This is a genomic window from Halosimplex amylolyticum (assembly GCF_051414035.1).
Classification (GTDB): Archaea; Halobacteriota; Halobacteria; order Halobacteriales; family Haloarculaceae; genus Halosimplex; species Halosimplex amylolyticum.
This window is the reverse complement of record NZ_JBLKNW010000002.1, coordinates 373,932-388,061: the sequence shown is the minus strand read 5'-3', so window position 1 is coordinate 388,061 and position 14,130 is coordinate 373,932. Positions and strand designations below refer to the sequence as shown.

Here is a 14,130-nt window from a genome sequence, read left to right as displayed (position 1 = left end):
GGATCAGCGTCCGTCTTTCTGTCGGCCACACAACCAATCCTTAAGTCGCTTGCCGCCGCCAGACGGGGGTACGGATGAGGTTACTCCACACCGCGGACCTCCACCTCGGGCGCGGCGGCGAGCGGTCGGTCGCCGCGCTCGACGCCCTCCTGGACGCCGCGGCGCGCGAGGACGTCGACGCCCTGACCGTCGGCGGCGACTGCTTCGACTCGGCCGCGGCCGCCGACGAACGCCGCCCCGAACTCCGCGAGCGGTTCACCGACAACCCCTTCGAGGTGCTCGTCGTCCCCGGGAACCACGACGTCGACGCCTTCCGCGAGAACGTCGAGTTCGGCCCCGACTTCCGCGTGCTCTCCGCTGACCCCTTCGAGGTCGCCGAGGTGGCAGACGGCGAGGTCGTCGGCGTCCCCTACCGCGAGCGGCTGGGCGACGACCTGTTCTTCGAGTTGCGCGAGCGCGCCCACGAGGACGCCGTCCTCTGCCTCCACTGCACGCTCGACGCCGGGTTCGGCGCGGGCGCGACGGGGAGCGAGGAAGCCCCCAGCTACTGCCCCGTCCAGACGGAGACGCTGGGCGAACTCGGCTACGAGTTCGTCCTCGCCGGCCACGTCCACGCCGAACTCTACCAGCGCAAACTCCCCAACGGCGGCCTGTTCATCTACCCCGGATCGCCCGTCTCGCACTCCTGGGCGGAGACCGGGCGACGCCACGCCGTCGTCGTCGACACCGACGACGCGAACGTCCAGCCGATCGCGCTCGACACCTACTATCGCGACCGCTTCGAGGCGACCGTCACCCCCGGCGAGGGCTACGAGGTCATCGACCGCGTCGAGGGGTGGGTCGACGGCCAGGACACGGACCGGAGCGACCTGGAAGTCCGGGTCGACGGCTTCACCGAACTCGACGAGAGCGCCTTCGACGAGCGGCTGCACGCGGCCGCCGGCCCGGCGACCGTCGTCAACGAGACCCGCGGCGTCGCGGCCGTCCTCGACCACCCCATCTACGCCGACTTCGTCGACCGCCTCGACGACCTCGACCTCGACCGGTGGGAGCACGTCGACGACCGCGAGCAGGTCGAGCGGCGACTCGTCGAGACGCTCGCCGAGTTGCTCGCCGCGGGGGAGGTGACACACGCGTGAAACTCAGCGAGGTCCACGTCGACCGCTACGGGCCGCTCCGCGAGACGCTCCAGTTCGACGACGCCCACGTCGTCTACGGCCCCAACGAGTCGGGGAAGACGCTGCTGACGGAGTGCCTCCTGCGGACGCTGACGGGCGACCGCCGCGTCGCCGGCCCGCGCGTCGACGAGCGACCCGAGGGCTACGTCGTCCTCGACGGCGACGAGGGCGAGCACAAGCTCTCGAACGGCGAGACTCTGCTCGACCGCTACGCCGAGCGCTACAACTTCGAGCTGACGCCCGCCGAGTTCCGCAACGTCTTCGTCGTCCGCGACGGCGACCTGAGCGTCCTCGACGAGAGCGCCTTCTACCGACAGGTCACCGACCGCATCGTCGGCATCTGGACCGGCGACATCGAGACCGTCCGCGACCGCGTCCTCGAACGCGGCCGGCTCACGCCCGAGCGGCGGAACCTCTCGAACCAGCACGACGACGCCCGCGAGCAACACGAGCGGGCGACGGAGCTGCTGGCGGACGTGCAGTCGTACCTCGAGCGGGTCGAATCTGCGGGCCTCGACGCCATCGAGCGAGACTGCTACCGGGCGACCCGCGAGCGCGAGCGCGCCGAGGCCGACGTGGCGGCGCTCGAGGCCGCGCAGGCCCGCGAGGAGTACGAGGAGCTCGTCAAGACGAAGGGCGCGCTGGAGCGCAGTCTGGAGGAGCGGGCGGCGCTACCGGGCGACGCCGAGCTGTCGGAGCTGGAGTCGCGCCTGGACGAACTGGCGACCGGGAGCGAGGACGAGTTCGAGACCCGCAAGACCTGGTGTCGCCGCGCGACGCTGGCGGCGCTGATCGCGGGCGCCGTCGCCGGGGCCGTCCCGCTGGCGCTGGGGATCCGCGACCCGCCGCTCGTCGCCACCGGCCCGGCCGCGTTCGGCGTCGTCGCGCTCGTCGCGCTCGCGCTCTACCGGTCGGCGAGCAACGCGGTCGCGCGGCTCCACGCCGACCAGCAGGCCGTCGTCGAGCGCGCCGCGGAGATCGGCATCGACGCGTACGACCCCACGGAGGTGCGCGCCGCCATCGCAGACCTCCGCGAGGAGTGCGAGAGCCACACCGAAGTGATCCAGGGGTACACCGCGGTGCTCCGCAGGCAACTCGACGTCGACGCCGAGGACCCCCGCGAGGTCGTCGAAGCCGCTGCGGACGCCCTCGAAGCCCGCCGGGCCGACATCGACTTCGACGCCGACCGCGAGTTCACCGAGGACGAACTCGAAGCGGCCCGCGAGCGCGCCGCGGAGGCCGACGAACGCTCCGCGGAACTCGAAGCCGCCCTGCGCGAACACCGCCGACAGCTCGACCGGTTCGCCGAGCGGGCCGCGGAGATCCGCTTCGAGACGGTCTGCGGCGAGCCGCTGGACCTGGCGGTCGCCAACCTCGGCGCGCTCGACGACCTCGCCGACCGGCTGGAATCGTTCGTCGACGCCGTCGAGACCGACGCGGACGTCTCGCGGGCGGCGGCGACGGTGCTGGAGCGGATGGCCGAATCGGAGAACGAGAAGATGGCGTCACTGTTCGCCGACGGCGAGGCGAGCGACGTGTTCCGGCGAGTCACCGACGACCGCTACGTCGACGTGGGGCTGACCGACGAGTCGCGGCTCGCCGTCGAACTCGCCAACGGCGAGCGCCTCTCCCCGCGCGAGTTGAGCCGCGGGACGCGCGACCAGCTGTACCTCTCCGTGCGCGTCGCGCTCGGCCGCCGGCTGATGGAAGGTAGGGACGGCTTCTTCCTGATGGACGACGCCTTCCTGTCGGCCGACCCCCAGCGGCTCCAGCGGCAGGCCGAGGTGCTCGGCGATCTGGTCGACTCCGGCTGGCAGGTCGTCTACCTCACCTGCAAGCCGGAGGCCCGCGAGGCGCTCACCGAGGCGACCGACGCGGGCGTGACCGAGCTGACGCCGCTGTGACCCGTCGGAGGTGCTGAATTCGAGCGACGGGGCCGCTCACTCGTGGTTGGTCAGGCACTTCGAGAGCCCGACCAGTTCGACGGGTTCGGAGTTGTCCGGCGAGTAGACGACCTTCTGGCCCTTCTCCATGTAGGGGACCTTCTGTTCGAGGCTGGCCGGGATGTTGACGGCGGAGATGGCGTCGTCGTCGCCGAGATTCAAGACGACCGTCGTGTTGATCTGCTTGAAGACGGGGTCGGCGATGTCCTGGGGGTCCTGGGTGATGAGAAACAGGCCGAGTCGCTCTTTGCGGCCCTGCTTGGCGGCCTCGGTGAACTTGCCGATGATCTGCTCGCCCTGGACGCTGTCGACCTCCGAGAGGAAGTTGTGGGCCTCGTCGAGACCGAGGACGAGCGGCGTGTGCTTGATGCGCTCGTAGTCGGGGTCGTTCGACAGTTTCTGGTCGACGATGAGCGCCGCGAGCGCGAGGACGACCGTCACCGTCGTCCGCGAGTTGTTGATGTGGTAGGTCGGGACGACGGAGACGCCGCCCGCGCGGACGAACTCGTGGATGCGCTCGGTGATCGGGCGGGCGTCCTGGTCGAAGATGCCGTCGAAACCAAGCGCCCGGCGCTTGACCGCGTTGAACGTCGCCTCGTGGACGCGACCGGTCTCGTCGAGTTCCTCCCGGAGCGCGGGGTCGTCGAGGAACGTCTTGAACTGCTGGTAGGTGCCGTCCGGGCCGTAGTCGCGGGAGAAGCGATTGAGCAGGAGGCGGAGGGCGTTGTACTGGTTGCCGTTGAGGCTCGATCCCGCGATGAGCCAGGGGTTCTCGTGGACCATCGAGAAGGGGATGGTGAACTCCACCTGCTCGGCGCGGTGGTCACTGGTGGCGTAGGAGGCCCCGTCGACCTTCGGGACGAACGCGATGGTGTCGTCGACGCCGCCGTGGGCGATCCCCTCGCGTTCGAGCCGGCGGGCGAACGCGTCGTCCAGGTCGGGGTTGTCGTCGTGCATCTGCGCGTACTCGTCCTGCGGGTCGAACATGACGAGCCCCGGCGAGACGTCGCGGGCGCCGTCCTCGACGGGATACGTTCGATCCTCGGCGAGATACTGCCGGAGGACGTTCTTGGCGCTGTGGGTCTTCCCCGACCCCGTCCCGCCGGCGACGAGCGTGTGCCGGAAGACCAGCGGGTCGCCGTCGTCGTAGTCGTCTTTCAGCCGGTAGTCGATGGTGGGCGGATCGGCCGCCGTCTCGACCTTCTCGCCGCCCACGGAGAGGTGACCGAGGAAGACGCCGTCCTCCGGGATCTTCAGCCCGGTCTTGATCTCCGACTTGTCGGTCGCCTCGCGGACGACGGTCTCGGGTTTGGGGACGCGGTCGGTCATCCGCCGCTTGAGTTCGCCGTCCTCGGAGTACAGCACCGCGACGGGGTCGAGCGTCGCGACGAACTTGAAGTCCTGTTCGTCGATGTCGCCCCTGCGCATGGCACGGCGGGCGTGGATCTCCGTCGCGTCGTCGGCGCGGAACTCCTGGGCGTACTCAAGGGCCGTGATGCGACAGAACAGCCGCTCGTCGTCCAGATACGGGACGAGCAGGTACTTCCCGATGCGGACGTCCGAGCGGTTCTCGACGGTGACGTACGCGCGGAGTTCGGTCTCCTCGCCGTCCTCGCTGATTCGCAGGCCCTCGGTGGCGGAGACGACGCCGACGCCGTGGTCCTCGCCCGCCGGCGTCACGTCCATGGCCGCGAAGTCGTCGTCGGTGTCGTCGCCGTCGCTGGCCGCGTCGAACAGGTCGGCGTCGGTCGCGGTGCCCTCCCCATCGGCCGTCGATGTCGTCGCTGCGGCCGCGCCGTCGGCCTCGTTTCCGTCGTCGGCGTCGTCGTCGCCATCGAAATCAGTGAAATCCCCGAGGTCGGACATACCCGCCACGTCGTACTGGGACGTGAAACGCTTTCCGCCCCCATCTTTTTCCCGGAGGGGTGGGCGCGGGCGCCCACCCCTCCGGCAGAAACATGGGTGAAAAAGGCCGCATCTCGGCCTTCGGCCTCGATGCGGTGAACCGGCGCCTTCGGCGCCGGATGCTCAGTACAGCCCACAGCGTGACCAATGGCGGTGGCGCGCGCTGTCTAGCGTGCCCGAGCACTGCGAGGGCCGCAAGATGGAGTCGTGCGAGGTCTTCGTGAACGGAGTGAACGAAGGCTCGGAAGACGAGCGGAGCGAGTCTTCCGGTGGATGAGGAGCGCAACGGAGTGAGCACCGCAGTCGGTTGGGGAGGTGTGAGGTGCGGTGCTGTGCAGTCCCTGGCGGACTGAAAGGGCGAGGTGCGCTCGCGTTCATGTAGTCGCCTGAGCGAGCGCTATCCCAGCGAGCGCAGCGAGCGAGGATATCTCGCTCAGCGACCGCGAGCGCGCCGAGGGCTTTCAACTCCCAGTACACTCCGCAGTAGTTCCGAGTACTGCGAGCGAACACACCGAGAGCGTTCGACCGCCAACCGACCCCGCGATCACTCCGGTCGAAGTACCTTCCGGGACCCTTCGACCAGAATCGAGGACGACGGACCGCGGTACTAAGGTCCACCACGCCCGACAGTGCGGTATGGACTGCGACGCCGTCCGCGCCCTGACGTACAACGTTCGCCGCGACGTGGCGAGCGACGGGGAGTTCGACTGGGCGGCCAGACGCGACGCCGTCGCGAGCACGCTCCGCTTTCACCGCCCCGACGTGATCGGGCTCCAGGAGCCGCTGGCTCACCAGTACGCGGACGTCCGCGAAGCGCTGCCGGCCTACGAGTGGGTCGGCGAGTCGCGTGAACACGGGGACGGCGAGGGGGAGTTCTGCCCCGTCGGCTACCGCCGCGACCGCTTCGAGCGCGTCGACGCCGGCACGTTCTGGCTCTCGCCGACGCCCGACGAGCCCGGCAGCGTCGGCTGGGACGCCACCTACCCGCGGATCGCGACCTGGGCCCGCCTGGAGGACCGCCGGACCGGCGAGTCGCTACTGTTCGCCAACACCCACTTCGACCACGAGGGGCCGCAGGCCCGCCGCGAGGGCGCACGCGTGCTCCGCGACCGGGTCGCCGGGCTCCGCGAGGCCGACCGGCGGGAAGCCACCGTCGTCGTCGGGGACCTGAACTGCCGGGCCGGTGAGGTGCCACACGGCGTTCTCGCTGGCACCGGCGACCGCGAGAGCCCGCTGGTCGACGCGCGCGAGATCAGCGCGCATCCGCCCCACGGCCCGTCGACCACGCGGACCGACTTCGAGTCGCTCCTGCCGGAGTGGCAGATCGACCACGTCTTCGTCGCCGACTGCGCCGTCGCGGGCTACGGCGTCGCCGCCGACGTGGTCGGCGACGGGTGGTTCCCCTCCGACCACCTCCCCGTCGTCGTCGATCTGGAGGTGTGAATTCGACGGCGACACCACAGCGGTTTCGAGCGTCCCGGTCCACGCGGAATGCCCCGGCGTGCTTTTGGCGGTCGGCCCCGTAGTATCGGGGATATGCTACTGATTCGCGGTCACGCGGGTGGGACGACGCTGACGGGGACGCTGTACGAGCGCGGCGAACGGCCGCCGACCTTCGAGGGCGCGCCGGACGAAGGCGCTCCCTACGTCTGGATCTGCGACGAGTTCTACGAGGTCGAGTCGGGCGGGCAACTCCAGCGGATCGACGGCCAGGAGCGGCGGGTGGCCTTCGAGGCGCCGACGACCCGCGGGTTCGACACGCGGGAAGCGGCGCTGGCGGCGGCGGAAGAACACGTGCGCACGCAGTTCGCGCGCCTCGGGCTCTCCGGCGACGACGTCGAGGTCGAAGTCGTCGAGGACCCCGACGCGGACGACGCCGATCCGGACGGGAACTGAGGCGGACTGGGGCCGGTCTCTTCCCGCGGGACGGGCTACTGCTGGGTGACGTCGGGGTCGGTCGCTTCCCCCGGCTCCAGGTCTGCGGCGGTCTGCTCGCCGGCCCGCTTCGCCGCCTCGGTCGTGACCGGGGTGGAACCGCCGCGGTCGGAGTAGTTCGCCCGTCCCCCGGTTCCCCGGGGCATCTGTCCGAGGAGCGTCTGTCGGAGCTCCCCCTCGGACTCGAACGTCGCGTCGCCCATGTAGGAGAACAGTTCCCCGACGGAGATGGGGTCGGCGTTGGTCCGCGGGAGCTCACGGTCGCCGTGGTCGGCGACGAACTCGTCGGTCGACACCGGGTACGACAGATCTTCGAGCACGGGGTTCATCTCGGTGAAGTCGACGCCTTCGAATCGGTCGTGGCCGCCGTCGTCTGTCATACGGTCCGCAGCGGTGCGAGCAATAAACACTCTCTGCGTGAAGGGGCAAGTACCCCCGATAGAGCGGTTCTGCAGGCCGATACGAGCCCGGAGAGTCGGTGACGGGAAGCGTCGCCGGTCACTGCACGGAGGAACTCGACGCGCGGTTGAGCAGGTAGACCATGGCGCCGCCGAGCACCAGGTCGAGCGCGAGGAGCACGAGGATGGCCGGGACGAGCGTGTTCCAGACGCCGGTGAACCGGGTGACCTCGACGACGGTCATGACGTCCTGGTCGAGCATGAGCGCGCGGGCGGCGTCGACGCCGTAGGTGATCGGGTTGTACGTCGCGACGGTCTGGATCCACCCGGGCATCGCGTCCAGCGGGAGGAACGCGGTCGAGACGAACAGCAAGGGGAACTGCAGGAGGTTCGCGCCGATGATCGTCGACTCCTGGTCGCGCGTGACGACCGCCATGATGTTCGAGAGCGCGATGAACCACAGCGAGAAGAGGATGCCGACGACGATGATCCCGATCGCGCCGGGGACGCCGGTGGCGACCTCCGCGCCGAGGACGACGCCGAGCACGAGGATGATCGCGATCTGGACGACGATCCGGAGGATCTCGGCGGCGGTCTTGCCGAGGAAGACCGCCGCGCGGTTCATCGGCATCACGAGCACCTTCTCGAACAGGCCCTCCTCCATGTCGTTGACGAGACCGATGCCCGACCCCGCGGCGGCGGCCAGCGACACCTGCATCGCGATAGCGGGCAGCAGGAACGTCTCGTAGGTGATGCCCGCGGCGCCCCCGCCACCGCCGCCGATCGCGCTCGTCGCGATCTGGCCGAACACCTGCGTGAACAGGACGAGGAAGATGATCGGCTGGACGAGCGAGCCGACGACCACGAAGGGGTTGCGCACCGCCTTCAGGTTCCAGCGGACGAAGTTCACCCAGAAGTCACCGAGGAAGGAGTTGCTCGACGGCGTCGACCGGACGTACCCACCGTCAGTGCGGGCGTCCGCGGACTCGGACTGGGCCGAGGAGTCACTACTCATTCGGCGGTCACCTCCGGTTCCGTCACGTCCGCGGCGTCGGCCGAGCGGTCCTCGGAGTCGAGTTCCTCGCCGGTGATCGCGAGGAAGACGTCGTCGAGCGTCGGCGCGCGGATGTTGAAGCCCGTGACGGTGATCCCGGCGTCACGCAGGGCGACCAGGAGATCGGTTCCGTGCTCGCGCGCCCGCTCGGCCGTGACGCTGATCCCGTCGTCGGTGACGCTCACGTCCGCGTCGGCGTCGAAGACGTCGCCCTCGCGGGCTATCTCGGCGGCCTGCTCGCGGGCGTCCTCGCTCGCCGGAATATCGACGTCGAGGATCTCCCCGCCCACCCGTCGTTTCAGTTCCGTGGGTGAGCCGGTGGCGACGATCTCGCCGTCCATGATGACGGCGATGCGGTCGCAGAGCTGGTCGGCCTCTTCGAGGTACTGCGTGGTGAGAAAGAGCGTCGTCCCGCGCTCGTTGATGCGCTCGAAGTACTCCCAGAGGCGATTTCTCGCCTTGGGGTCCAGCCCCGTGGTGGGCTCGTCGAGGAAGACGAGCGGCGGACTGTGGACCAGCGCCGTCGCCGCGTCCAGCCGCTTTTTCATCCCGCCGGAGAACTCGCCGGCGCGCTTGTCGCCCACGTCCGCCAGGTCGACCAGCTCGAGCAGTTCGTCGATTCGTTGCTCGCGCTCGCTCCTGGGGACGCCGTAGGCCCGCGCGGCGAAGCGGATGTTCTCGCGGGCGGTGAGCTCCTCGTCGACGCTGGTCTCCTGGGCCATGTAGCCGATGGTCTCGCGGATCTTGCGGGGTTCGCGCCGCACGTCGAACCCGTTGACGGTGATCGACCCGGCGGTCGGCGACAGCAGCGTCGCGAAGGTCTTGATCGTCGTCGTCTTCCCGGCGCCGTTCGCGCCGAGGAAGCCGAAGAACTCGCCCTCCGGGACCGTCAGGTCGATCCCCTTGACCGCCTCCGTCCCGTCGGCGTAGGTCAGTTCCACACCCTGCGCCTCGATGGCGGCCCCACCGCCGTCCGTCCGTAGCGTGTCGTCGGTCACAGGCGTGCTTGTGACCACGCACCCGTAGCCCGTGCCCTAATTTGTTCGGGGTTTTAAATTGGAAGTGCGGCGGAACTCCGCGACGAGGTGGTGCTGCGCGCGGCGGAGGCGTTCGGAGAGCGACGCGGACGCGACCCCGAGTTCGTCGGCGACGTCGGCCATCGTGGCAGTCCGCGGCGTGTCGAAGTAGCCCATCTCGTGGGCGGTGACGAGCGCCTCGTGCTGGGCGTCGGTCATCTCGGGCGGCCGGGACAGGTCGTCGTCGCGACCGAACGGACCCGTGCCGGGTCCGTCCGATCCGTCGTCGCGCTCGACGAGGCGGTCCAGGTGGAACCGGTAGTCGTTCGCCCGACAGAACGAGCGGAACTGGTCGAACTCCTCGCGGTCGGCGAACCAGCGCCGCTCCTCCCAGCCCGTCGGCGTGACCAGCACCCGTTCGGGGATCGACCCGTTGTCCGCGAGCAGTTCGAGGTCCGCCGGGGGGCCGCCGGTCGGCCGACATCGGTAGCGGCGCGTCGCCCCCTCGGCGGCGAGGAGCGAGTGGTCGGTCACCGAATCCGCGTCCGCGAAGGCCGCGTCGATCGCGTCGGCATCGGCGCCCGCGGTCTGCACGACGAACGTCGGCGGTCCCGAGGGCTGCGCCTGGACCGACTCGAACTCGACGGTCGCGTCCGGGATCCCGGCTGCCACGTCGACCAGCGCCAGCCCCTCGGAGACCAGCCGGAACTCCGCGATCAGTCCCATGAGGATGGACAGGTCGGACGGACAGTTAGGCGTGCCGGGCGGTGACGTAGAGAGGTCGGCCATCCCGTCACTTCACGCGCGAGTAGAGGCCGAGTAGCGCGTCCATCGCCAGCGACGAGCGCTCGACGCTGTGGAACGTCTCGACCGAGGGGCCGAACTTCGCCTTGTACGAGTTGATCCGCGGGTCGCCAGCGCCGACGAGGTCGTAAGCGTCGAGTCCCCGCTCCATCGCGTCGGTCATGACCGTCCAGTCGAGGGTGTCGTTGACCGGGAAGTCCACGTCGGGGGTCACGCCGCCCTGCCAGCGGTGGATCCACTCGTCGGTCTCGTAGGTGAGGATGCCGCCGACGAACTCGCCCTCGTGGCGGCAGACGTACGTGCGCATCGCCCCCTCGGGCAGGGCCTCGTAGCAGTCGCGGGCGAACCCGCGCGGGAGGTTGAACGGCTCGCCCTGCGCGTCGAAGCGGTCGCGCACGTGGTCGACGATCCGCTCGACGTCGGCGGCGTCGCCTTCCTCGAAGGTGCAGTCTGCGTCGAGGTTCCGGACGTTCGAGCGGGCGTCGCTGCTGAAGCTAGCGAGCAACTCCTCCGGGTCCTCGGGCAGGTCGACGACGTAGGTGAACTCCGGCGTGACGTCCGCGTCCGCCCACTTGAACGGGCGCAGGTCGGTGAAGGTGCACTCGGTCTTCACGCGGAGGAGGTTCGGGCTGCACTCCTCGTCGAGCCACTCCAGCGACCCCTCGACGAACCGGCGAATGCGCCGCTCGGTCTTGCGCTGGGAGAGTTCGTCGACGTTCAGCAGTGCGGGGCCGAGGCGGTGGATCCACAGCGGCGGCGGCGGCGAGAAGGCGGCGCTGATCGGGCCCTTCGACAGCTCGAAGACGGGGAAGATCCCGACCGGTTCCCGGCCCTTGTAGCCGACGAGGCGATGGCAGGTCGCCCCGGCGTAGTCGGCCTCGACGGCGAGCGCCTCGGCGCGGTGGAAGGGGTCGGCGTCGGCCGAGCGCTCGACGTGGCGGTTCCACTCCCCGGCGTCGCTCTCGTCGAGGACTCGTATCTCGATCGTCATGTGTCTGGATAGGCGTATCGCTGGTAGCCGCGGCGAGCGACCCGGTAAGCGTTCCAGAGGACGGGCGACCCGCCCCGCTCCCAGCGCAGCGTCGGCATGACTCGCGCGCCGTACTTCTCCTTGTACTTGAACGTCCCGTCGCTGAAGGTCGAACCGGTCGAGCCGAAGTCGTACTCGTCGTACCCGCGCTCGCGCGCCCACTCGACGACGTGGCTGTGCAGGAGTTCGGTCGGGTTGTACTCGTAGTTCGAGTCGTCGCCGATGGCCGAGAAGAAGTAGTGGACCGCCGACTGCTCGTCGTCGAGCAGGCAGACGTACTGTCCGGTCTCCACGCCGTCGACCGCGAGGGAAAACACGCGCGTCCGCTCGGGGCAGTCGGCGGCGAGCGCCGCGAAGAACGAACGCGGGTAGGTGTCGCCGCCCGCCCGGTCCATGTCGCGGAGGTACCGCTCGTAGGTCTCGTCCAGCGTCTCCGCCAGCGAGCGCTCGGTCACGTGGTAGTCCTGCTCGCGGGCGTCGCAGACGGCCTTGCGTCGCTCCTTGTCCATCCCGTCGAGTACGTCCTCGAAGGGGCGGTCGACGTCGAGCACGAACCGACAGTCGAGCAACGTGGGGCTGTATCCCCGCCCCGCCAGGAACTTCCCGTAGCGCATGTACGCCGGTTCTTTCGCCTTGACGACGTGACAGAGGGTGGACTCGGAGAGCGCGTCGTCGAGCGCGTCGAACAGCATCTCGAGACAGTCGGCCTCGTCGGTCAGGACGACCGGACCGCCGAACCCCGGCGTGGCCGAACAGAGGCGCTCGACGGGGAGCGAGTCGAGCACGTCAGTGCTCACGTCGATGGGCGTCCCAGCGTCGGTCGAGAGGGTCCCGACCGCACCAGTGAGGAGGCGGTCTACCAGCGCGGGCGCGCCGAAGCGATCCGCGATCGGCGACAGGTCGGGCGCGTCGACGGGCACTCGGAAGTTCGGGAGGACGGCGACCGGGTTCGAGCCCTTCCGGACGACGAAGTGGGCCGCCCGGCGGTCGAGGCCGCGTTCGACCGCCCGGAGCCAGCCGTGGCGGTGGAACACCGACCCAAGGTCCGACTGACGGACCAGCGTGTCCCACTGGTTCTCGTCGATCTCGTCGATCGTCTCGTGGACGGTGAGTTCGAGGTCAGTCATCCTGAACCCGTTCGACGTAGCCGAGGTCGGCCAGGGTCTCGGTCACCCCTTCGTCTTCGGTGCCGACCCGTTCGCGCGCCTCGCGCGGCGGATACCGCCGTTCGTCCGTCGGTTCCACGAACGGGAGCGGCCGCCCGTCCATCCTGTCGCTCCGCGGGATCCCGAGCGCCGCGCACACCGTCGGCGCCACGTCGAAGAGGTGCGGGTCGCCGACCCCCGCCTCGGCGTCGACGGCGTCGCCCGCGGCGACGACCAGCCCCGTGCGCTTGTGTGTCCACGGCTCCGTGGGTTCGCCGAAGCGCTCGCCGTAGAGCTGGGCGACGAGGGACTGGTCGAAGTCGGCGGGGACGGTGACCACGTCGACCGCCCGCTCGGCCTCGGGGCCGTGGAAGTGCGCCTCCCGGGGCGCGACCTCCTCGAAGACGGGGTCACCGTCGGGCGTCCGCACCGATTCGAGCGCGTCGATCAGGTCCGCACGAACCGACTCGTACTCGTCGGGATCGACGACCCCCTCGGGGTCCCGGCCGACGAGGTTGATACGGACCCCGAGTTCGATCGGGTCGCGCACGTACGCCACCGACGCCGGGAAGTCGACGCGCTCGGTCCCCGCCCGCTGGAGGTCGTCGGGGACGATCCGCGAGACCGGTTCGGTGAGACCGAGTGCGTCCACCAGTCGCGCCGCGCGCTGGGTCGTGAAGCCGGCGCGAGCGGCGAGGCCCATCGCCGACGCCAGCGCCCCGGACACTCCAGAGATACCGGAGAAGCCGCCCTCCTCGTCGCCGTTCCCCACGCCGCGCAACCGTCCTTCGCGGATCGATACCCACGTCGGCATCCCGTCGCCGTCGGTCGCCGTCTCGACGAATCCCTCCTCGCGGAGGAACTCGTTGACGCGGAACTCCCGGCCCTCGCAGGGGCCGATGCCGTGGTCGCTGGCGAGGATCACGGTGTCCGGGTCGCAGGCGTCGAGGATCGCGGCGATCTCGTCGTCGACCGCATCGTAGACGGCTCCGAGGAGGTCGTCGTCCCCCGGGAACTCGTGGCAGACCGTGTCGGTCTGCTGGAACTGGACGAACCCGAACTCGGGGTCGAAGCGGTCCGCGAGGTACCGGAAGGCCGCACCGCGCGAGCGGACGAACGCGCGGTAGTCGTCGGCGGCGGACTCGCGATCGACCTCGCCCTCGGAGTAGAGCCGGTAGTCACCGACGTGGTCACGCACGGCGTCGAGGACCCCCGGCGGGTGGCACTCGGGGTCTTCGGGGGCCGTGTAGCCCGGGACGAGCGCGCCGTCGAACGACCGCGGCGGGTGGGTCACGGGCGCGTTCACGACGACGCTCGTCAGGCCGTGGCGGTCGGCGAGCTCCCAGAGCGGGCGCGCGCAGAGGTCGGTCGCGTTGACGACGTCCCAGTCGTAGCCGTCGAATCGCAAGAAGCCGAACACGCCGTGTTTGCCGGGGTTCGTCCCGGTGTACAGCGACGGCCAGGCGCTCGCCGTCCACGGCGGAATCGCGGATTCGAGCGGCGCGGCGACCCCCCGATTGCCGAGCCGGTCGATGGTCGAGACCGCCGACCGGTCCGGCAACCGCTCTACGACCGGCCAGCACGCCGCGTCGACGCCGACGAGTAACGTGTTCATCCCCAGTCGAAGTGCCACCTCGTGGACGGTACTACGACCGTCGCGAAAATTTGTTATTTAGCGATTATCCGGGCGATCGAGTGTTCCCGCGCCGTCGCCGCCCCGTC

12 protein-coding genes are annotated in these 14,130 nt (G+C 69.8%); 4 read left to right on the top strand and 8 right to left on the bottom strand.

The genetic code is table 11. The features are described from left to right. Positions 1-74 precede the first annotated feature (74 nt). Positions 75-1,139: a metallophosphoesterase family protein gene (locus ACMGFE_RS12470; protein ID WP_436925526.1), complete on the top strand. Its 1,065-nt coding sequence runs from the start codon at positions 75-77 to the stop codon at positions 1,137-1,139. Next, positions 1,136-3,082 (top strand): ATP-binding protein, encoded by a 1,947-nt coding sequence (locus ACMGFE_RS12465; RefSeq protein ID WP_436925525.1) that lies wholly within the window; start codon positions 1,136-1,138, stop codon positions 3,080-3,082. Before ACMGFE_RS12470 ends, ACMGFE_RS12465 begins: the two co-directional genes overlap by 4 nt. 36 nt (positions 3,083-3,118) lie before the next feature. Here ACMGFE_RS12465 and ACMGFE_RS12460 read toward each other — a convergent pair whose 3' ends face one another. After that, on the bottom strand, positions 3,119-4,987 hold the full coding sequence (locus ACMGFE_RS12460) for an ATP-binding protein (protein WP_436925524.1): 1,869 nt from the start codon (positions 4,985-4,987) through the stop codon (positions 3,119-3,121). Between the two features lie 675 nt (positions 4,988-5,662). Between ACMGFE_RS12460 and ACMGFE_RS12455 the strand changes: the two genes are divergently transcribed. Beyond that, the gene (locus ACMGFE_RS12455; protein WP_436925523.1) at positions 5,663-6,469 is read left to right on the top strand and encodes an endonuclease/exonuclease/phosphatase family protein; all 807 of its coding nucleotides are present in this window, start codon (positions 5,663-5,665) and stop codon (positions 6,467-6,469) included. A 93-nt stretch (positions 6,470-6,562) separates the two neighbouring features. After that, the gene (locus ACMGFE_RS12450) at positions 6,563-6,922 is read left to right on the top strand and encodes a DUF7113 family protein (RefSeq protein WP_436925522.1); all 360 of its coding nucleotides are present in this window, start codon (positions 6,563-6,565) and stop codon (positions 6,920-6,922) included. Positions 6,923-6,957: 35 nt separating this feature from the next. Here the strand turns inward: ACMGFE_RS12450 and ACMGFE_RS12445 are convergent, their stop codons facing one another. From ACMGFE_RS12445 to ACMGFE_RS12415, 7 genes are all read right to left on the bottom strand, one after another. After that, positions 6,958-7,341, bottom strand: a complete 384-nt coding sequence (locus tag ACMGFE_RS12445; RefSeq protein ID WP_436925521.1) for a DUF5789 family protein — start codon at positions 7,339-7,341, stop codon at positions 6,958-6,960. Positions 7,342-7,459: 118 nt separating this feature from the next. Continuing rightward, positions 7,460-8,374, bottom strand: coding sequence for an ABC transporter permease (locus ACMGFE_RS12440; RefSeq protein ID WP_436925520.1), 915 nt, complete (start codon positions 8,372-8,374; stop codon positions 7,460-7,462). Further along, positions 8,371-9,411 (bottom strand): ATP-binding cassette domain-containing protein, encoded by a 1,041-nt coding sequence (locus tag ACMGFE_RS12435; protein ID WP_436925519.1) that lies wholly within the window; start codon positions 9,409-9,411, stop codon positions 8,371-8,373. Before ACMGFE_RS12435 ends, ACMGFE_RS12440 begins: the two co-directional genes overlap by 4 nt. A gap of 36 nt (positions 9,412-9,447) precedes the next feature. Continuing rightward, positions 9,448-10,155, bottom strand: coding sequence for a helix-turn-helix domain-containing protein (locus ACMGFE_RS12430; protein WP_436925518.1), 708 nt, complete (start codon positions 10,153-10,155; stop codon positions 9,448-9,450). Between the two features lie 67 nt (positions 10,156-10,222). Then, on the bottom strand, positions 10,223-11,224 hold the full coding sequence (locus ACMGFE_RS12425; RefSeq protein WP_436925517.1) for a lipid II:glycine glycyltransferase FemX: 1,002 nt from the start codon (positions 11,222-11,224) through the stop codon (positions 10,223-10,225). Further along, positions 11,221-12,390, bottom strand: coding sequence for a GNAT family N-acetyltransferase (locus tag ACMGFE_RS12420; protein WP_436925516.1), 1,170 nt, complete (start codon positions 12,388-12,390; stop codon positions 11,221-11,223). The genes ACMGFE_RS12425 and ACMGFE_RS12420 overlap by 4 nt, the downstream gene beginning before the upstream one ends. Beyond that, a complete protein-coding gene (locus ACMGFE_RS12415) occupies positions 12,383-14,023 on the bottom strand; it encodes an alkaline phosphatase family protein (protein ID WP_436926091.1) in 1,641 nt (546 codons plus the stop codon). Before ACMGFE_RS12415 ends, ACMGFE_RS12420 begins: the two co-directional genes overlap by 8 nt. Between the last annotated feature and the right edge of the window lie 107 nt (positions 14,024-14,130).